Source organism: Methanosarcina acetivorans C2A (genome assembly GCF_000007345.1).
In the GTDB taxonomy this organism is placed as follows: Archaea; Halobacteriota; Methanosarcinia; order Methanosarcinales; family Methanosarcinaceae; genus Methanosarcina; species Methanosarcina acetivorans.
Window position 1 is genome coordinate 3,132,909 of the sequence record NC_003552.1, and the last position, 19,841, is coordinate 3,152,749.

The window sequence follows — 19,841 nt, forward strand, 5'->3', positions numbered from 1 at the left end:
ACTGTCGATGAAACTGATCTTCAGATATCGAATTTATGACCCAATAACTTCTTGAAATTTGTGATTTGTCGGAAAAATCGACGCACTGCCTTATTGCTTTTATCCTCTATCATATTGGCCTCCTTCCAACAGAACCCCGGTAATTGTAATGACCTAAAGTTCTGACTTAGATTTTCTATTGTATTTTATAATTATACTCAATTAATTATAATATACAATCGAATACAAAGACTTCAATTGATGAAGCTGAATCTATTCCAGAAGACCTACAAACACATACCTTTCGAGCCGGTGGAAAAATCCTTATCGGAAAGCTTTCGGATAAAGAATGATTGTTCCTCATTGTAGCATTAGCTGGTGCTCTTGGGAATTTAGTTCATGCTCTTCGATCTTTCTATTGGTATGCAGGTAATCTTGAACTGGTATTGAGCTTGCTTGCCATGTACCTTCTATCACCAGTTATCGGGGCATTTCTCGGGCTTATTTTTTGTATTACAATCCGCGGCGGGATCTATCAACAGACAACGACGATTCAACAAACAAGCGCTTTTGTCTTTGTAGCTATTTCTACCCTCGCAGGTCTGTTTTCAGTACAGAGCAGGATTCAAGACAGCAGGTGAGTGGGAAGAACAAAAACGAGAAAAATTGAGAAGAAAATTTAACTTTGTGGAGGGGATTAGTAATGCCAAAAATGCTGGAAGAGAAGGATTGGGACATCCTTCTTAAGAGAATCAAGAACGGAAAATGTACTCCTTTTCTTGGATTTTGGGCCTGTTCTGAAAAGATTTCTGTTGCTTCCCAGATTGCAAATGAATGGGCAAGAAAGTACGACTACCCAATGGAAGACTCTGATAACTTGACAAGGGTGGCTCAGTTTGTGGCTGTGACCGAAGAAGACGAGATGTTTCCAAGGGATGAGATTTGTAATAAAATCACTGAACTGTCAGAAGAAGTCACACCAACATACTTTGAAACTCCTGATGAAATTCACGGAGTGCTAGCCGATTTCCCACTGCCAATTTATATTACCACAACTTACGATGACCTTATGGTGCAAGCTCTTGAAAGCTGTGGCAAAACACCAACCCAGGAAATATGTCGGTGGAATGAATACCTGATTCAACGCAAACCAACATCACCAGACTTCGACCCTACTCCTGAAAAACCTTTAGTATATCACCTCAATGGCTGCTATAAAATACCGGAGTCGCTGGTTCTAACAGAGGACAACTATCTGGACTTCCTCGTTGCCATTTCAAAGGAACAAAACCTGCTTCCGCCGCGTATTCAGCAGGCATTTGGAGGCACATCTCTTCTTCTTATAGGCTACAAGGTAACTGATTGGGATTTCCGTATTCTTTGCCGGATTCTTGATGAATACATAGGAAGAGGTAGTATAGGTAGTATAGGTAGAAAGCATATATCCGTGCAGCTTGTGCCAGGGAATGTTGCTAAGTCCCAAAAAGAAAAAGCCCAGAAATATCTGGATCGCTATTTTGAGGATCTTCGTATCCAGGTATACTGGCAAGATTGTCACGAATTTGCCGCAGAATTGAAAACACGATGGGAGGCTTTCAATCGTGGTACCGTAAAAAAATATACCGATATGACAAGTATTGACCGGTTTAAGACGGAGTATGAGCGAACTGGTAAAACAAAAGAAGAGGCTGATAAGGTTTCGATACTCTTCTTGGCAGCCGATCCCACTGATGCGTCTCGCCTGCGGCTTGGTGAAGAATTTCGAGAGATTCAAGAAAAACTGAAATTGGCTAGACTTCGGGATCACTTTACATTAGAATTGCCACAGTTGTCGGTTCGCCCGTCAGATATATCCCAGGCTTTGCTTGATACACAGCCGCAAATCGTCCATTTTTCTGGTCATGGCACACCTATCGGTGCTTTGTGCTTTGAGGATCTGGCAGGGAAAGCCCACTCAGTCGAGCCTGATGCGTTGGCTGCATTGTTTGAACAATTTAGCGGTCAGGTGAATTGTGTAATATTGAATGCTTGTTACTCAGAGATTCAGGCAAAAGCCATCGCTAAACACATCAAATATGTCATTGGCATGAACCAGGAAATCGGTGATAGAGCTGCTATCGCCTTCGCAATTGGTTTTTACCAGGCATTAGGAGGAGGGCGTAGCATTGAAGATGCATATAGATTTGGGTATGTACAAATCCAACTACAGAATATTCCAGGGCATCTAACACCGGTTTTAATAAAGAAGGATCGGTCTTAATTGTCACCGCCCAACAAATAAGGATTGAGGAGACGGTGCGGAGCGTCTTTTCGATCCCAGGTTCAGGTAAGCCGAGGGTTTAAGGGTAAAGCTTCAGCAGGATCGCTATTTCGAGTGTACAATTTATAGTAATGTTCTGAATATGTGTGTAACACATATAATATTTGAAAACATTTATTGTGGGGAATCACATCCGGAATCAATGTTTATCTTTTTAGTGTGTTTTCTTTTCAACTGGAAAATTAATTTCAACCCACACAAAAACGAAGAGCCGATGTCTTTTTAACCATTAATTGAAAATATATAATGGGGGAAAGGTTATGATCTTATTTTTCATCAGCAGAGCTGCAGCTCTGGTGCACTTTGTTTTTTGCTCTCTCAGAGCGTGTACTAAAATTAAACTTGATCCTACAACTTGGATGGTACCGTTGCTTATTATCCAAGTGGAGAAATGGTTCGAATTTTAAACTTTGTGGAGGGTATCAGTAATGCCAAATATACTGGAAGAGAAGGATTGGGACCTTCTTCGGAGGATCAAGAACGGGAAGTGTACCCCCTTTCTCGGATCTGTAGCTTGTTCTGAAAAGATTCCAGTTATTTCCCAAATTGTAAATGAATGGGCAAGAGAGTACGACTACCCAATGGAAGACCCTGATGACTTGACAAGGGTGGTTCAGTTTGTAGCTATGACCGAAGAAGACGAGATGTTTCCAAGGGATGAGGTTTGTAATAAAATCACTGAACTGTCAGAAGAAGTCACACCAACATACTTTGAAACTACTGATGAAATTCACGGAGTGCTAGCCTATTTTCCACTGCCAAGTTATATTACCACAACTTACGATGACCTTATGGTGCAAGCTCTTGAAAGCCGTAATTTCCGGATTTTTGCTGGATACTTAGAAAGAAGTACGGGTAGAAAGCACATATCCGTGCAGCTCGGGCCAGGGAATTTTTCTGAGACCCGGGAAGAAAAAGCTCAGAAATATCTGGATCGCTATTTTGAGGATCTTTATATCCAGGTACACTGGCAAGATTGCCACGAATTTGCCGCGGAATTGAAAACGCGATGGGAGGTTTTCAATGGAAGAACCTGAATTCCAGGCTTACGTGGGCCCTCGGCCTTTTGAACAGGAAGATAAATTCATTTTTTTCGGAAGAGACCGTGAAGCTCGTGATCTCCTGTCCTTAGTCATTGCACATAATCTGGTTCTCGTCTATGCCCAGTCGGGTGCAGGTAAGACTTCACTTATCAATGCCGGGCTTATTCCTCTCCTGAAGGAAAACCGGTTTGAAGTTTTCCCGGTGGCGCGAGTTAAAGGCACACCTTTAAGAAATATAAAAACTGACGAGATTTCGAACATATATGTTCTTAATACGCTCACAAGCTGGGCTGAAGATGAATACGACGTTGAACGCCTGACCAAAATGAAACTCGTTGATTTTTTGAATGAACAGGAGCGCCTGCAGGATGAAGATGGCATACCTTTACCCCGTGCCGTTATCTTCGACCAGTTTGAGGAAATATTCTCTTTATATCAGGACCGCTGGAAAGATAGAGAGGGATTTTTTGAGCAAATAAGCGCTGCTCTGGAAACAGACCCCCTTTTGAGGGTTGTTTTTGTCATACGGGAGGATTTCATAGCTCAACTAGACCCTTATGTAGAGCTTCTTCCCGAGAGATTGCGGACGCGTTTTCACATAGAGCGCCTGCGACGTGAGGCTGCACTGCTGGCAATCAAAGAGCCGTTAAGAGATACCGGTCGTTCTTTTGCAGAAGGTGTGGCAGAAAAACTTGTCGATGATTTGCTGAAGATTCGAGTTGAAACGACACCAGGCGAGACCACTGAGGTAACAGGAGAGTTCATAGAGGCTGTGCAACTTCAGGTAGTGTGCCAGAACCTCTGGAGAGAGTTACCGCCAGATGTCAAGCAAATCACGTTTCATCACCTGAAAACCTATGGCAATGTAGAACAGGAACTTTACAGATTTTACGAAGAAGCTATAAGGACAGCGGCAGCTACGGCACATATTGACGAGGAGAGCCTGCGCAGATTGTTCGGTGAAGTGCTGATAACGACGATGGGGACGCGGGGGATGGTATACCGGGCTCAAGAGTCCACTGGCGGCATTCCCAATACAGCCATTGATGTGCTTGAAAGCATGCACCTTATTAGAGCAGAGTGGCGGGCAGGTGCGCGCTGGTATGAACTGACCCACGACGGTTTTATCAAGCCGATACTATCTTCTAACAGGGTTTTTAATGATGAACTGGCAGAGAAAGAAAGGGCAGAGAAAGAACGGATAGAGAAAGAACGGATAGAGAAAGAGTGGGCGGAGAAAGAATGGGCAGAGAAAGAAAGGCTAGAGAAAGAAAGGGCAGAGAAAGAAAGGCTAGAGAAAGAACTACGGGCAGAGAAAGAACTGGCAGAGAGCAAACAACTTTTCTATAAAAGACTTGCAGCCATTTCTTTTCTTGCTATACTTCTAGCTTTAGTTGCAGTCTTTGAATGGCATCAAGCCAAGGAAAACGCGGAAGAAGCTCGTGCTTCGGATTTAAATTTAAATTCCGCCCTTCTTCAGGGAGATCCCAGGAATCTAGATAAAAGTGTTCTCCTTGCTATCGAATCATTGAAAATTCATATAACATCGACTGCCGATCATTTAATACGTCAGGGATTATTATCCATGCCTCACCGTGTTGTGATTCTGAAACATTATAGTGATGTGAATAATGTTGTGTTCAGTCCTGATGGAAAATATGTTGCTACGGCGAGCAATGATAATACATCACGTTTATGGGATGTATCTACAGGTAAACAAATCTTTGTCCTGAACCATACTGATCCAGTGCGTAATGTTGTGTTCAGTCCTGATGGAAAATATGTTGCTACGGCGAGCGCTGACAAAACAGCAGGCGTATGGAATACAACTACAGGTGAAGGAATTTCTGTTCTGAACCATACTGGTAGGGTAAATAATGTTGTATTCAGTCCTGATGGAAAATATATTGCTACGGCAAGTGATGACAATACATCACGTTTATGGGATACAGCTACAGGTAAACAAATCTTTGTTCTGAATCAGACTGATCCGGTGCGTAATGTTGTATTCAGTCCTGATGGAAAATATATCGCAACGGCGAGCGCTGACAATACATCACGTTTATGGGATACAACTACAGGTAAACAAATCTTTGATATGAAACATGATGGTCCGGTAAATATTGTTGTATTCAGTCCTGATGGAAAATATGTTGCTACGGCGAGTGCTGACAAAAAAGCGCGTTTATGGAATGCAACTACAGGTAAAAAAATTTTTGATATGAAACATGATAGTGGTATAAATACTGTTGTATTCAGTCCTGATGGAAAATACATAGTAACGGCGAGTGATGACAAAACAGCAGGAGTTTGGAATACAACTACAGGTAAAAAAATCTTTGATATGAAACATGATGGTTCGGTAAATACTGTTGTATTCAGTCCTGATGGAAAATACATCGCAACGGCAAGCGCTGACAATACATCACGTTTATGGGATACAGCTACAGGTGAAAAAATTTTTTTTCTGAACCATTATGGTTGGGTAAATACTGTTGTATTCAGTCCTGATGGAAAATATGTTGCTACGGCGAGCGCTGACAAAACAGCACATTTATGGGATGTATCTACAGGTAAACAAATTTCTTATCTGAGACATGATAGTGGTGTGAACAATGTTGTGTTCGGTCCTGATGGAAAATATGTTGTTACGGCGAGCGCTGACAAAACAGCAGACGTGTGGAATACAACTACAGGTGAAAAAATTTTTGTTCTGAACCACACTGGCAGGGTAAATAATGCTGTATTCAGTCCTGATGGAAAATATATCGCAACGGCGAGCGCTGACAATACATCACGTTTATGGGATACAACTACAGGTAAACAAATCTTTGTTCTGAATCAGACTGATCCGGTGCGTAATGTTGTATTCAGTCCTGATAGAAAATATATTGCTACGGCGAGTGATGACAATACATCACGTTTATGGGATACAGCTACAGGTAAACAAATCCTTGTTCTGAACCATGATGGTCCGGTAAATACTGTTGTATTCAGTTCTGATGGAAAATATATTGCTACGGCGAGTGATGACAATACATCACGTTTATGGGATACAGCTACAGGTGAAGAAATTTTTGTTCTGAACCATACTGATAGGGTAAATAATGTTGTGTTCAGTCCTGATGGAAAATATATTGCTACGGCAGGTGATGACAATACATCACGTTTGTGGGGTACAGCTACAGGTGAAAAAATCTTTGATATGAAACATGATGGTCCGGTAAATAATGTTGTGTTCAGTCCTGATGGAAAATATGTTGCTACGGCGGGCTACGATAATACAGCATGTCTATGGGACACAGCTACAGGTGAAAAAATTTTTGTTCTGAACCATGCTGGTAGGGTAAATACTGTTGTATTCAGTCCTGATGGAAAATATATTGCTACGGCAAGCGCTGACAAAGCGCGTTTATGGAATGCAACTACAGGTAAACAAATTTCCTATCTGAGACATGATAGTGGTGTGAATAATGTTGTGTTCAGTCCTGATGGAAAATACATCGCAACGGCGAGTGTCGACAAAACAGCAAGGTTGTGGACAGCAAAGTTGTGGATATCTGATACAGAAGATCTTATAGATGAAGCCAACAATCGTCTAACCCGGAATCTTAAACCAGAGGAATGGAAAGAATATATGGGCGATAAGCCGTATCACAAGAGATTTCCAAATTTACCATAAACGTTTGTAAATATAGGACTTACGCACTATATATGAAATCAAGCACATTCGGTGTTGTTACTGGTTTAGTGTTTATAAAGTTGGAGTTTTAATTCCGGGGCGTACGCACTTGAAGTACAAAAACAACAGCATTAAACTTACAACTTCCGAAAAGTCAACTTTTAATTGCGACGTCTACCGCGCTTTCAGGCAGGACAAAAACAGATTTTCGAGAAAAAATAGGAGTGTCTAAAGTAGTAAAACGGTTCGTAAATCAAATGAAGCCCTACTGTACTCATTTCAGCTTATGTAGAGAGCATGTGGGATTAAAGTACAAAGATGGAAAAAGCGTTGAATGTAAAAATACACCTGCAAGAGAAGCAGGGATTACAGATTCAAAGTGAACACTACGAAATCTTTTGACTTTCAGTGTTTTAAATCATCGATCATATGACACTGGACTACCAATTTTTTTCTCAACCATGTTAATTTCTACGAAGGATTCTGTGACATGAAATGCGTTTTTAAATCTGTCTAAATGACGAAATTGAATTGTCGGGTATACCAGCACTTTCCACCGAAGAATATTCTCCTGGTCCAAGATCCCAATAGCGACCTCCATAATTTATATATTCATAGAATCGCCATGTACCTGACTTGACCTTAATTGATGATATTTTGTCATTCAAGTTATCTCCAGCGCCTGGTTGATCAGAAGTAGCGTCAAAGCTTTTTCCCCCAAAGTTAACATGCTCGTATACAATTACTTCTGCTGCGTTTACTGTCCCGGCTGTTGCAGACATCGCAAAAAAGATCAGCAGTAAAACATACAGCACCTTCCTCACAATACCGAATATCTCTTTTCCCATAAAATACCACACTCCCAAAACTTATGTCTAAGACAGTTTTAATTTTTCAATCATTTTTTCCTGGCAGATAGCTTGATATTGTCAAATTAAATCAGTTTCGTAAATCATTTTTGCAGGTATCGGAACCTGATCGTGTCCCCAAGTTATTGAACAGGATCCTTATAAATTAGTAATTCCTTTAAATTCCACATGTGATATTTATTCCTTCTGCCATTGCTGGATTTCTTTGGAACCATTTTCTATTTTCAGAGTCAATTTTTAATCATAGAGGCTGTCTTAAAATTCAAACCATTTCTCCAGTTGGATAATGAGCAACTTTAACTTAAAATTTAGATCGTAAATTTTCCCGAAATTCAGATACACATCGACCTTGAGATATCACTTTATCCCATCGGACTATATGCACTCAAAATATAAAATCAAGTACGGTAAACATTAAATGCTACCGTGTTTCTGTTCAAATGCATGAGTCTTATCCTGGTTAGGATAAAGTTTAATTTTTAAACACGCTCTTAGAGGCTGTCTTAAAATTCAAATCATTTCTACATTTGGATAGTACGCATTGTTGATCTTAAGGTCACTCAGTAAATTAATTATATCTAACATATTAGCTCTATGCATAATATCAAATGCATTAGACATCATGGTTAAAATTTAAACTTTAGACATTTAACGGTTCAATTCTACCGTTTTTTAGTCCAAATACATGAGTCCTATCCCAATTGTATAATTAAATTGAATTTTAAGACACGCTCTTAGAGACGAGAAATCCGGTTCCAACAACAATATCATCATTCCTGAGAATCTGAACGATTCCTGCAGTTAAACCTTCAGGTATCATGATGTCCCTGCTTGTTGGATTGTTCCATTATTTTAGAAACAGATTAAAATCAGAACACAGAAATGAAAATGATTTCAATTTTTCGTGTTTTCAATTCTTTCAGGTCAAAGTCACATTAAAATTGGCACCCGTACCCGCTGCCATAAACATACCGGCTTTACAATACCAAGCGACTCTTCAAATGTTTGATTTGCGCCGTCTACAATCTCGCGAGATGTAGATGGACGTGAAACACGAACCGTTTCCCCTTTAACTTCAGTCTCTTCTGCTTCTACTAATACAGTACTGCCATCCTTCAGAGTGAATTTGACAAGGGGTTTCATAGAAAAACACGCCAAAAAATAGGTTTGTTTAGGATAATAAAATGTCACTATAAATATAAAAAAATAATTATTGGATTCACAAGAAACAGAAGTAAGAAATCGAAGTTAATGAATAGTTACCTTCTCTGCAACTATTCAGCCAGGGTAAAATAATGTCAAGAGCTGCATTCAACTTTGTTGCGTATTCTTCTGGTTGGAAAATTCTCCCTTGAATTTGAAGAGGATACGAAAAAGGATTTTGTGGAAATAATGTGGAACCAGGCACAGCTTCTTTTTTGTAGCCTTTCACATACCCTAACTACGCACATATACCTGAAGCTAATCTAAAAGGCCAGGACTTATCGATTGGGAAAGTATAGTTTTTAGGACTTAAGGCGTGCAGGCCTTGCCTGTTGAAGAATAAGTTGCACATTAAGGATTAGCAGATTGAGAAATTAAATGAGTATATTCATAAGCAGGCTGTCCATATTCAAAGTTTGATCCATGGGAATACGGATGCATACGTTATTTCGCAGCGGGTCCTTATCCAGCGAGTTCCATACACAAAAGTTACTATTTATGCATGTCACAAACCGCCTTTTTATTATTAATAACAATTGATCCGCTTTATACATAACTTATTTTCTTTATAACCGACGGCTTTCTACCTGTTTGCGTATCTTCATAAACGATAAGGTACAATAATAGCTTGGGGTGAATAATTATGCATAAATTAATAAAAATAGTGGGCTTTATCTTAGCGATAATAGGTTTTGCTCATATTGTAAAACACATCATGCACGGCAAAGAAAGTTGCCGTTGGTGTGGCTGGTATAAAATAAAAGTAGAAGACGAAAAACCAGCTGGTGAAACCGCATCGTATAAGATAAAAGTAGAGGATGAAGAAAGAAAAGGTTCGAGGTATGGTTCTACTCCTGTCCGTTATTAAACCCCAACCATAAATGGAAGGGTTATTCCAGGCCAGACCGTCATTCGTAGAAACACTTTAAAAAGTGAAGTTTGATTTTCGGGCACTCCGATATATTCGCCTGCCATCCCAAAAGTAAAGGATACTATATAAAGGACTCTGTAAATAAAGGACACTGTAAACGTTCAGATTACCACTAGAAGTCTGCACTATGGAACTGCAATAGACATATGTGCCATACTCTCTGTTTTTGAACTTGCAAATTCCCAATTGACCAGACAGGGAAATAGACCACGTGTCCGCTGAAGCCGTATTGGATACATGATGATAACTTCTTGCTATTCTCCGGTATCGCCGGCAAACTCGATATTGCTGGCATAAAAACAATAACCTTTCTCTGTCGAGCAAGAAAGCAAAATTGAATGGTTATTCACCAGTAGTTTAAATCCACCGGATTTGACCAACTTTAACGGCTCTTTAACAACCTCATTTGAGAGGTCAGCTCAGTTAGACCAGGGCTGCTGAGAATTCACCTATAAGTTGAAATCCTCCAGACTTTACCAGCTTTAACTGCTCTCTGACGCCTTCGATTTGCGAGGTCAGCTCTGTTAGACCAAGGCTGATGAGAATGTTCTGCATCTGGTCAATGTAGGGATTCAGCACGTTATTGTAGTTGCCTCGGTCAAAAATAGTGTTGGAATAATTTCTGATTTCCATCTTGAGTTTAGCAAGGCTGTTAGCGTCTTCAAGGACAAGCTTCCCGAGAACGGAGGCGTCATACAACTGGAACTTTTCGGTTTTTTGCAGTATCCGATCCACCCCCCATGGGATAAACTTAAATTTTACGTCGTTTACACTGGGAGTCTTCACAGCCACAACATCATTATAAATATATGCGTTGTTTAATTTGTTTGTATATCCGTCCCAGTGCTTCAAAAGAACTTCCATCGCAAAGAATCGAAGGAATTGATTGATGTCTATGACCTTCGCCATTCCTGACAACCCATTATCGGAAATTTCCGTGGTTGCAAGCTCCAGGTCTTTCATGTTGGAGTACTTAGACATACTTTCACAGCTGATCCGGTCAGCATCAATGATAGACTGGGTGAAATCTTCACCTTCTTCAATCTCATAAAGATTTCCCTCGTCGTTGTCATTGAAGTTGTTTTGTATGTGACGCTTTTTGATTGGCTCGATGTTCAGGTAAACACCGTAGTCCGTACCATTAACGTAAACTTTGGCAAAATTGCATCGCGAATACGGAAGACCAGCCTGTTTGAACAGGAAATATCCAAGCGGTTGCCTGATGTATGAAGGATCCTGCACACAGTTGTTAAGAGTAATATACTGTGTACCAACCAGACCCTCAATCGCTTTTTCATTGGAGGAAACGTATTTCGAAAAGTTCAGTTTCAACGATGGTTTTGATGTGCTAAAAGATCCGCAATAGGACTTTTTCCCGATCGCTACGGATTCAAAGCTGTGAAATCCTCCTGAAGGAAATGCAGAACCCGCAATTTCTACCGATGTAGTTTTAAACCAATCATACCGATCTTCGGTGTAAGCATAGTTACATATCCCACCATATGGCTCCGCGTTTCTCAACGCTTCCCAGTCGCTTTGTGGCATGGTGATTCGAATAGTTACCACATTGTTCATATCATAGAAATCGTTGCATAATTCTTGCTTGCTCATCCCTTTTCCCCCTTCCCACTTTTAATTTGACTAATAATAGGACTCACGCACCTGAGCGAAAAACCAAGCGCGATAAAAATTGCGTTTTAAATCCATAATTTTTAGATTAAATGGTATTCTCATTATTGATTTTTCAGTTCCATCGCATAAGTCATATTTCCTATATTTTCAGCGATATAAAAAAATGGCAGAATATATATTAGGTGTTATAAAAATTTTATGTTTCGAAATTCTCTAGCAGCATTCCTTTCGGATATAGGGATTAGCAGTACTTACACAGACCAGGTTGATAGAAAGCTTGAGCCTTGATATTCTCAACGAAGTCACGTCAAAAAATACAATCCTGTACATGTGCACTCACTTACACACGAATTAAAATTTTGGAAAAATATAGACTCCATCTAAAATGTGGGGTATAGTTTCAAAAACGCTATCAACAATGATTATCATCTTCTAAAGTCTACTGAATGCAGGTTACATGCAATCTTAGCTATAGGTTCTGAATACATTTTCTCCATTTCTTTTATATTACGTAATATATAATATAGGTAGAATATTGAATTGGCAGACAAAACAAGGTAAGTAACCTGTTTAGAAAAAACAAGTTGCCTGCCAACATGAAATCAATAAAAATTTTAAGAAAAACAAGTTACCTCTCACATTCCGAGTTTTAATTTTTTATATTATTTTGCGAGACAAAAAATCTAATATTAGTGATGTTTTTGTTCGTAAATTACCTCTGTCTAAAATGTAATTGGCACTTTTGAGAAAGGGGTCGGAATGTGAGTTATTTACCGAAAGTAGATACTTAGGGGGAGGAAAAGAGATGAATAATTTCACAAAAGTGGGGTCGGATAATAAATGTTTCTCAACGTTTATTCCACCTTATGTTCTTGATAATATGGCGAAAGCTGGAATTGAAGAAGCAAAGTCGACCATTCTGCAGAGCCAGTATTTCCGGGAGAAAAGGACTGAGACTTCTAAAAAGATGGGAATGGAGGCTGGATTACCTAAAGCTGTTGTGCCAGTAGGCAGGGCATATGTGCAGGTATATGATTCTGAAAATACAACAACGTTTCAAAAGACACTAAAGCGTGATCAAGGAGGGAATTCTTCTCCTACAGGCATTGAATCCGTGGATCTCACTTACGATTACGTTAGCAAAGATCGCGATTTTTTAAAGGAGAAAGTAATAAACCGAAATTCCCTGGATAACAATGGCATGGATCTGATATGCAACGTACATTTCGGTGTAAAATACAATAACGCTTTTTGGGATGGCGAGCAAATCACTCTTGGTGATGGAGACGGCATAATATTCACCAACTTTTCCAAATCTCTTGATGTAATAGCTCATGAACTGGGTCATGGCGTTGTTCAGTTTACTGCTGACTTTGAATATCATGGTCAATCGGGCGCTTTGAATGAACATTTCGCTGATGTATTTGGAACGGTGATCACGCAGTGGGTCGAGAATCAGACTTCAGACAAAGCTGATTGGCTAATCGGTGACGAGATCATGGGGCCGGAATTATATGGAGAAGCCCTTCGTTCCATGAGTGAACCGGGAACTGCATATGATAACAGTATTTTAGGCAAGGATCCTCAACCTGCACATATGAAAGATATCTACACTGGCACTGGCGATAACGGTGGTGTGCACATCAACAGCGGCATTATGAATAAAGCTTTTTACCTCACAGCCATCGAAATAGGGACCGATCAAGCAGCTTTAATCTGGTATAATGCATTACAGAACCTCTGGCCTACTGCAATTTTCAAGGAAGCTGTCGGGGAGATTGTAAAAGCTGCACGGATTCTTGCAAAAAACAACAAAGTAGACAAAGATGCGACGCAAAGAGTAAGAACAGCTTTTAGGGAAGTAGGGCTATTTTAAATTAGATTAATGGGAACAAAGCTAATTAATGTAGAAAATCGGCTTCATACCGTGAATTGGCTTCATACCGTGAATTGGCTTCATACCGTGAATTGGCTTCATACCGTGAATTGAGTTCTGAGACAGCCAATGAGGAGGAATTTTATGGATTGCTTCCAGTGCCTTGTAAAAGTGTTGGGAGCTTTCCATAATCATATAGGAGCAAGATGGTCATGCACATCGACTTTGAAAGTTCAGGTGGATATGCCAATATTAAGTTAAAATATCATGGGAACACAGATACACTTCCTGAAGAAGTTGCCGATAAGCTCATACAGCTTGTAGAAAGCTCCAGGATATTTGACCTTAAAGAAAAAGAAGTTATTCCCAATTTATCCGGCCCTCCTGATGTATTGCACTATAAACTTATGGTTCATGAAGGAAATATGAGGATTTCTTTATCATTTAATGACATTACGGCTCCAGATTCATTACTTCCTCTAATAACTTTTTTGCAAGAACTTGCATGGGATCAGATCAGAAAAGGCAAATAATAACTTACTTTCATCGGTTAACGATTTTTATGTGCCACTTCGATCAGGGAAAATGGGAAGAAAAAGAAACATATCAACAAATGAAAATTCTCAATTTTCAATATTCCATTATAAAGAGATTGGGGGCACGAATATATTCCTTGTTTGAAGCGAGGTGTACCAGTGCAACTTTGATTTTTCCTACCATCCCCGTAAACCTTATATTCCCAAGAACATTTCATTTCAGCAATTTGATCATTTCCCTTCCGAAAGCATGCAGATCTCCTGGATTCCTTGAAGATACGAGGTTCCCGTCCACGACAACTTCACTATCTTCGTATTGTGCTCCTGCAGCTATGATGTCGTCCCTGATTCCTATCCAGCAGGTAGCTTTCCTGCCTTTTATCACGTCTGCCGAGACAAGAACCTGCGGGCCGTGGCAGATTGAAGCAACGGGTTTGTTTTTCTTGAAAAAGTTTTTTACAATCTCAAGGGCATCCTTATCAAGCCTCATTTTTTCCGGACCTTTTCCGCCGGAGATTACGATGATATCATAATCTGCAGAGTTCACATCCTTAAAAGCGATATCGGCAGTGATTTCATAGCCGTGCTTTCCTGTTATCGGCCCCTTTTTCATAGAGGCTACATGTGTGGTTATACCTTCCTCTTTCAGACGGTGGTAAGGATAAAAAAGTTCAAGGTCTTCAAAACCATCGGCTCCGAATACAAGTGCTTTCATATGAGACTCCCCCGGTTAAGTTATGGTTTTAGCTTAAGGTTCATTTTTCGGTTTAGCTTAAAGTTCAGGCTTTTCTGTTTAGACCTATGATTATCTGCCTATGATTATCTGCCTATGATTATCTGCCTATGATTATCTGGTCTTGAGTTCTGATTTTATGCGCTGATTGTTGAAATAAAGATTATTTCCGCGGCAAATATACCTTGTCTGGTTCTGAAAATAAAACAGGTGAAATTCAATTACATGGGTCGAATCCGTTTCCTCTCCGGCAATAAACTTTTGAGAGGGCCTGTTCAAGGTCTGCAATTATATCTTCAGGGTCTTCGATTCCAACAGACAGCCTGACAAGTCCGTCTTTGATTCCGACCTTGTTTCTTATATGCCCGGGAATGCAGGCATGGGTCATGGAAGCGGGGTGTTGGATAAGGGTATCAGTTGCCCCCAGGCTCACTGCAAGAGAGCAGAGCCTGACGCTGTCCATAAGCCTGCGCCCGGCTTCAACTCCTCCCCTGATCTCGAAAGAGAGCATTCCACCATAGCCGCTCATCTGTTTTTTTGCGACCTCGTGCTGAGGATGGTTTGAAAGTCCGGGATACCTGACCCATTCTACTGTGGGATGAGCCTCAAGGAAGTTTGCAACCGTCAGGGCGTTTTCAGCATGCCTTTCCATCCGGATGTGCAGAGTCTTAAGCCCCCTGATACAGAGCCAGGCTTCGTGCAGTCCCATGATCCCTCCGGTATACCCAACAACCTTTCCCAGGCTTTTCATAAAATCCCTGCTCCCTACAACGATTCCACCGAGAAGGTCAGCGTGCCCGCCTATGTATTTTGTGCAGCTGCTTAGGGATATGTCTGCCCCGAGTTCAAGGGGTTTCTGGAAATACGGCGTTGCAAAGGTATTATCCACGATGCAAATGGCCCCCTGTGCCTTTGCAAGTTTGGAAATCTCCCTGATGTCGCAGACCGTTATTGTGGGATTGGCAGGCGTTTCCAGAAAAACCATTCTGGTTTCCGGCTTAAAGGCTGCTCTCACCTTTTTTATATCGGATGTATCAACAAAACTGACATCTATCCCAAACCCGGGCAGGATCTCCGAAAAGAGGCTGTAGGTGCAGCCGTACACCACATCCGTTGAGATCAGGTGGTCTCCCTGTTTCAGGGTTGAGAGTACAACTGCGGTTATTGCAGCCATTCCGGAAGCAAAGGTCTGTCCTGCCTCCCCGCCCTCAAGTACAGCAACCTTTTCGGCAAGGACCGCATGTGTAGGTGTGTTCGGAGGGATTCTTGTGTATACGTACCCTGATTCCTCTCCTGCAAACCTGGCAGCCCCCTGTTCGACATTCTTAAAAATGAAAGTTGAAGTCTGAAATATCGGAGTCGTATGCGCCCCGAAGACAGGGTCCGGCTCTTCTCCTGCATGCACACATTTGGTTGCAAACTTAAGTTCTCTTTCCATATCCCTAAAACCCCCTGTTAAAATTAATGTCCAGACAAATTATCTGTCTTTCCGGTAATTATTTGTTTGGAAGAAAAGGCAAGAAAGAGGTTTAAGGTTGTCCTAACTTAATAAAGAAAACTTGTTTTTGAGCAGGTACATCAGAAATTTTAAAAATATAACAGGCTATATACGTGAAGCAAAAAGCCGCAATATTACTGAGAAGTTACGGATGTTGCGCCAGAATCAAGCTAAAACGTTAAAGGAAGGCCTTCCGTGATAAAATCGATACTTGATAACGACCTTTATAAATTCACCATGCAAATGGCTGTACTGGAATTATTTCCAAAAGCAGAGGCAGAATATCGTTTTACCAATCGTGGATCCCATCACTTTTCCGAAGAGTTCGTAGAAAAGCTCAGGAGAGTCATAGACGAAGATATCTCCGCCCTGATGCTGACAGAAGACGAATACCAGTGGCTTGGTGAAAACTGCTCTTTTTTAAAACCGATGTACCTTGAATACCTCAAAAATTTCCGCTTCAAACCCGGGGAAGTAGAAGTCTGCCTCACCGAAGAAAAAGAACTGGACATCCGAATAAAAGGGCCCTGGCATAGCACGATTCTCTGGGAGATTGTTCTTATGGCTGCGGTCTCCGAACTCTACTTCACGACTATAGAAAAGGAATGGAACGGAAAGGAATGGGACGGAAACATCTCCGCGACATCCGAATCCATCCTTACAGCCTATGGAGAAAAAATCCTGGAAATCGGAAAGATCCTTGAGGAAAACGGTTGCCTTTTTGCCGAGTTCGGGACCCGCAGGCGAAGAAGCTTTGAACTCCACGACCAGGTGATGAAAACCCTTCTGCAGATAGAAACCCTCACAGGGACCAGCAATGTCTTTTTTGCAAAAAAGTATGGTTTAAAACCTATAGGTACGGTAGGCCACGAGTGGATTATGGGCACTTCTGCGCTTATAGGGCTCAGGTATGCTAACCGCTTCGCTTTCGAAAACTGGGTGGAGGTCTACAAAGGAGACCTTGGGATTGCCCTTACGGATACCTTCGGCTCTGAGGCCTTTTTTAAGGATATGGATCTGAAACTGTCAAAAATCTACGACGGGTTCAGACACGACAGTGGAGACCCTTTCACCTTTGTGGACAGGGTGATAGATCATTACAGGAAAATGGGCATCGACCCGATGAAAAAGGTAATAGTTTTCAGCGATGCCCTCAACGCCGAAGCCGCAATCCGGCTCAAAAAATACTGCCAGGACAAAATCAACTGCAGTTTCGGGATAGGTACAAGCCTTACCAACAATTCGGAATTTTTCCGGGAAAGTCCTCCCCTGAATATGGTGATTAAACTCCACAGTGTTAACGGCATTCCGGTAGTGAAATTAAGCGACTCTCCCGAAAAAGAGACAGGAGAAAGGGACGCCCTGAGGGTTGCAAACTATATCGTCGGAAGAAAAGGGCTGGATGAATGACTTAAAGAAGAAAGTTAGAAAAAAGAAAAGGAAAGAAGAGGGAAAAAGAAGGAAAAGAAGAGGGAAAAAGAAGGAAAAGAAGAGGGAAAAAGAAGGAAAAGAAGAGGGAAAAAGAAGGAAAAGAAGAGGGAAAAAGAAGGAAAAGAAGAGGGAAAAAGAAGGAAAAAGAAGGAAAAGAAGGAGAAGAATCCTGACTTAGAGCCTATCCGAAAAGTGTTGTGACCTACTGTAACTTTTACAATTGGCAATATGCACAACTTAACTGATACTCGATATTATGACCTATTGTAACTTCTACAACATGCCATTATTGACTTTTCGGATAGATCTTTAATGACCAAATATTCTGCTTCAGGAAGAAATGTTTCGTTCCTCAGATCCTCAGATATATTCATTGAATACTCTGTAGAATACCTGTAGAATATCTGTATACAGCATATCCCTGCTGGTCCCGGTCCGCAGAGAGTGAAGGGTCTCTTATGTAAGTGCCGTTGCTATCGTCTTTCAGCCAGGACCTTACGAAAAACACAATTTCCTCGGTTCGGTTATTCGGTGTCACTGTCACGTTGAGCGTTTCTTCCTTCCCCGCACCCCAATCATACTCCGCAAGTTCAACAAGTGGATACTGAGCGGTTATCTCTCCGGTATTTCCCTGGATAGAATTTCCTTTTGAATAAACATCAACACTGCTGCCTGTTCCCTCTACATCTTCTATCGTCTCATTTTCAGGGAAGGAGACTGAGATATAGCCTTCAGATGCGTTTCCTCCTTCATTGAGTACTGTTACGGAAATTGTGACATTTCCCTCCGGAGAAACTCCTTCGGGAGGAGCGGCTTTTACACTGGTGATTTCTGGATAGGGGGAGATATAAGAGGAGGAGACGAGCTTTATAATAACAATGTCAGAACCACTAACTGTAGCTGTATCTGAACTTTCAAATGTAGTTGCATTGGAACCATTTATTTCATCAATATCCGAACCATTTGCATCAATATCCGAACCATTAATGTTGGAACCGTTTATCATATCAGTGTTCGTCGAATTAATTTCAGAATTATTCTCCGGGTTGTATCCCGCAAAAACGATTTTTGACCCGTCAGGGCTCCACTTTGGAACAGAATCAGGACTTCCGGTGTTGTTTGTAACTCTGGATCTATAGTTTCCTTCGATATCCCTGAGCCAGATATCAGGGCTTCCGCCTTCGTCTGAGACGTACGCTATCCATTTTCCGTTTGGACTGAAAGAGGGGTTCCATTCGTTACAGGATGTATTTGTTAACCTGACCTGGTTTGTACCATAAAAGTCTATTACCCATAGATCTGAGTTATCTTCTGAATCTTTTGCGCTGTATATCACTCTCAGCCCTAGAGGACACCAGTCCTTCCCAGTCCCCACATTTTCAGAGGTTCCAAGCCTGAATTTGTTGCTTCCGTCCCGGTCAACTATCCATAACTGCGACGGGATCTCTGCCGCCTTCTGCGTGTAGGTTATTTTTTTCCCGAGGCGGCACCAAGCCCCCCAGTATTCGGAGATCTGCGGGTCATCAGCAACAGGGAATACTGTTCCATTCTCAAGATTTGCCAGATACAGTCCAGGCTGAGAATTAATTGATTTTGTAAAAATCAGTTCTGTTCCATTAAGATTTATATCACTGAAACCGGCAAGGTTTCCTTCCCCAATTCCGGTTCTTTCGATCGAACTTCCATCTGCTTTCATCCGATATGATTCTAAATTTTCTGAGTCGTTTCTTTCAACGGTGTACATGATGTACTGGCCGTCTGCAGTCCAGACCGGAGACGATTCCGATTCTGGACTGTCAGTAAGAAAAGTGATTTCTTCCACAAGCTCATCTGCAGAGATAATTTCCCCAGAATCTACGGTCTTTCCTGCAGCAACACAGATCAAACCGGAATCGGAATCAAAGTAGTAACGCGAAGCATTTGAGGTTTTGTTTAATCCCGAATCCTCTGTAAAGTTGTCGTATTCAGACAGTTCATTGGGTACTGCCTCCACAGGCAGGACGAGAATTACAATGAACAATAAAGAACAAAAACCTTTGAGTATTTCTCTCATGAGTCCTCACTGTTAACTTAAAAAATTAGATACATAATTATAAACGATTAATTAT

Annotated in this window: 14 protein-coding genes and 1 pseudogene; 10 read left to right on the forward strand and 5 right to left on the reverse strand. The window is 41.1% G+C overall.

What is annotated here, in order from left to right; translation table 11 throughout:
- Positions 1-440: 440 nt before the first annotated feature.
- From MA_RS28690 to MA_RS28695, 5 genes and pseudogenes are all read left to right on the forward strand, one after another.
- Complete coding sequence (locus tag MA_RS28690; RefSeq protein ID WP_226990593.1) at positions 441-620, forward strand: hypothetical protein; 180 nt, start codon at positions 441-443, stop codon at positions 618-620.
- Positions 621-682: 62 nt separating this feature from the next.
- Complete coding sequence (locus tag MA_RS13120; protein ID WP_048065428.1) at positions 683-2,239, forward strand: SIR2 family protein; 1,557 nt, start codon at positions 683-685, stop codon at positions 2,237-2,239.
- A 488-nt stretch (positions 2,240-2,727) separates the two neighbouring features.
- Positions 2,728-3,336, forward strand: coding sequence for a hypothetical protein (locus tag MA_RS13125; RefSeq protein ID WP_052279166.1), 609 nt, complete (start codon positions 2,728-2,730; stop codon positions 3,334-3,336).
- Positions 3,323-7,024, forward strand: a complete 3,702-nt coding sequence (locus tag MA_RS13130; RefSeq protein ID WP_011022493.1) for an eIF2A-related protein — start codon at positions 3,323-3,325, stop codon at positions 7,022-7,024. The genes MA_RS13125 and MA_RS13130 overlap by 14 nt, the downstream gene beginning before the upstream one ends.
- Positions 7,025-7,208: 184 nt before the next feature.
- Positions 7,209-7,457 (forward strand): annotated as a pseudogene (locus MA_RS28695) (IS1 family transposase); the annotation flags it as partial.
- 70 nt (positions 7,458-7,527) lie between these two features.
- Here the strand turns inward: MA_RS28695 and MA_RS13135 are convergent.
- The gene (locus tag MA_RS13135) at positions 7,528-7,872 is read right to left on the reverse strand and encodes a beta/gamma crystallin family protein (protein WP_048065429.1); all 345 of its coding nucleotides are present in this window, start codon (positions 7,870-7,872) and stop codon (positions 7,528-7,530) included.
- A 1,867-nt stretch (positions 7,873-9,739) separates the two neighbouring features.
- Between MA_RS13135 and MA_RS13145 the strand changes: the two genes are divergently transcribed.
- Complete coding sequence (locus MA_RS13145; protein WP_011022495.1) at positions 9,740-9,964, forward strand: hypothetical protein; 225 nt, start codon at positions 9,740-9,742, stop codon at positions 9,962-9,964.
- A 486-nt stretch (positions 9,965-10,450) separates the two neighbouring features.
- Here the strand turns inward: MA_RS13145 and MA_RS13150 are convergent, their stop codons facing one another.
- Positions 10,451-11,638, reverse strand: coding sequence for a CotH kinase family protein (locus MA_RS13150; RefSeq protein WP_052279167.1), 1,188 nt, complete (start codon positions 11,636-11,638; stop codon positions 10,451-10,453).
- 826 nt (positions 11,639-12,464) lie between these two features.
- On the opposite strand from MA_RS13150, the gene MA_RS13155 reads away from it, so the two are divergent.
- Positions 12,465-13,535, forward strand: coding sequence for a M4 family metallopeptidase (locus MA_RS13155; RefSeq protein WP_048065431.1), 1,071 nt, complete (start codon positions 12,465-12,467; stop codon positions 13,533-13,535).
- Positions 13,536-13,747: 212 nt separating this feature from the next.
- A complete protein-coding gene (locus MA_RS13160) occupies positions 13,748-14,068 on the forward strand; it encodes a protealysin inhibitor emfourin (protein ID WP_157860225.1) in 321 nt (106 codons plus the stop codon).
- Positions 14,069-14,285: 217 nt separating this feature from the next.
- Here MA_RS13160 and MA_RS13165 read toward each other — a convergent pair whose 3' ends face one another.
- Together MA_RS13165 and MA_RS13170 are read right to left on the reverse strand one after the other, a co-directional pair.
- Positions 14,286-14,786 (reverse strand): type 1 glutamine amidotransferase domain-containing protein, encoded by a 501-nt coding sequence (locus MA_RS13165; RefSeq protein ID WP_011022499.1) that lies wholly within the window; start codon positions 14,784-14,786, stop codon positions 14,286-14,288.
- Between the two features lie 235 nt (positions 14,787-15,021).
- Positions 15,022-16,242: a trans-sulfuration enzyme family protein gene (locus MA_RS13170; RefSeq protein ID WP_011022500.1), complete on the reverse strand. Its 1,221-nt coding sequence runs from the start codon at positions 16,240-16,242 to the stop codon at positions 15,022-15,024.
- 255 nt (positions 16,243-16,497) lie between these two features.
- On the opposite strand from MA_RS13170, the gene pncB reads away from it, so the two are divergent.
- On the forward strand, positions 16,498-17,712 hold the full coding sequence (gene pncB, locus MA_RS13175; RefSeq protein WP_011022501.1) for a nicotinate phosphoribosyltransferase: 1,215 nt from the start codon (positions 16,498-16,500) through the stop codon (positions 17,710-17,712).
- Complete coding sequence (locus MA_RS13180) at positions 17,705-17,911, forward strand: hypothetical protein (protein WP_048065432.1); 207 nt, start codon at positions 17,705-17,707, stop codon at positions 17,909-17,911. The genes pncB and MA_RS13180 overlap by 8 nt, the downstream gene beginning before the upstream one ends.
- Positions 17,912-18,103: 192 nt before the next feature.
- On the opposite strand, the gene MA_RS13185 is transcribed toward MA_RS13180, so the two are convergent.
- The gene (locus MA_RS13185) at positions 18,104-19,786 is read right to left on the reverse strand and encodes a TolB family protein (protein ID WP_011022503.1); all 1,683 of its coding nucleotides are present in this window, start codon (positions 19,784-19,786) and stop codon (positions 18,104-18,106) included.
- Positions 19,787-19,841: the final 55 nt, after the last annotated feature.

Coding starts and splice junctions, on each gene's coding strand:
- MA_RS13155 (WP_048065431.1), top strand. CDS start 12,465: ATGAATAATTTCACAAAAGTGGGGTCGGATAATAAATGTTTCTCAACG.
- MA_RS13170 (WP_011022500.1), bottom strand. CDS start 16,242: ATGGAAAGAGAACTTAAGTTTGCAACCAAATGTGTGCATGCAGGAGAA.
- MA_RS13150 (WP_052279167.1), bottom strand. CDS start 11,638: ATGAGCAAGCAAGAATTATGCAACGATTTCTATGATATGAACAATGTG.
- MA_RS13165 (WP_011022499.1), bottom strand. CDS start 14,786: ATGAAAGCACTTGTATTCGGAGCCGATGGTTTTGAAGACCTTGAACTT.
- MA_RS13160 (WP_157860225.1), top strand. CDS start 13,748: ATGCACATCGACTTTGAAAGTTCAGGTGGATATGCCAATATTAAGTTA.
- MA_RS13185 (WP_011022503.1), bottom strand. CDS start 19,786: ATGAGAGAAATACTCAAAGGTTTTTGTTCTTTATTGTTCATTGTAATT.
- MA_RS13130 (WP_011022493.1), top strand. CDS start 3,323: ATGGAAGAACCTGAATTCCAGGCTTACGTGGGCCCTCGGCCTTTTGAA.
- MA_RS13145 (WP_011022495.1), top strand. CDS start 9,740: ATGCATAAATTAATAAAAATAGTGGGCTTTATCTTAGCGATAATAGGT.
- MA_RS13180 (WP_048065432.1), top strand. CDS start 17,705: ATGAATGACTTAAAGAAGAAAGTTAGAAAAAAGAAAAGGAAAGAAGAG.
- MA_RS13135 (WP_048065429.1), bottom strand. CDS start 7,872: ATGGGAAAAGAGATATTCGGTATTGTGAGGAAGGTGCTGTATGTTTTA.
- MA_RS13125 (WP_052279166.1), top strand. CDS start 2,728: ATGCCAAATATACTGGAAGAGAAGGATTGGGACCTTCTTCGGAGGATC.
- MA_RS13120 (WP_048065428.1), top strand. CDS start 683: ATGCCAAAAATGCTGGAAGAGAAGGATTGGGACATCCTTCTTAAGAGA.
- MA_RS28690 (WP_226990593.1), top strand. CDS start 441: ATGTACCTTCTATCACCAGTTATCGGGGCATTTCTCGGGCTTATTTTT.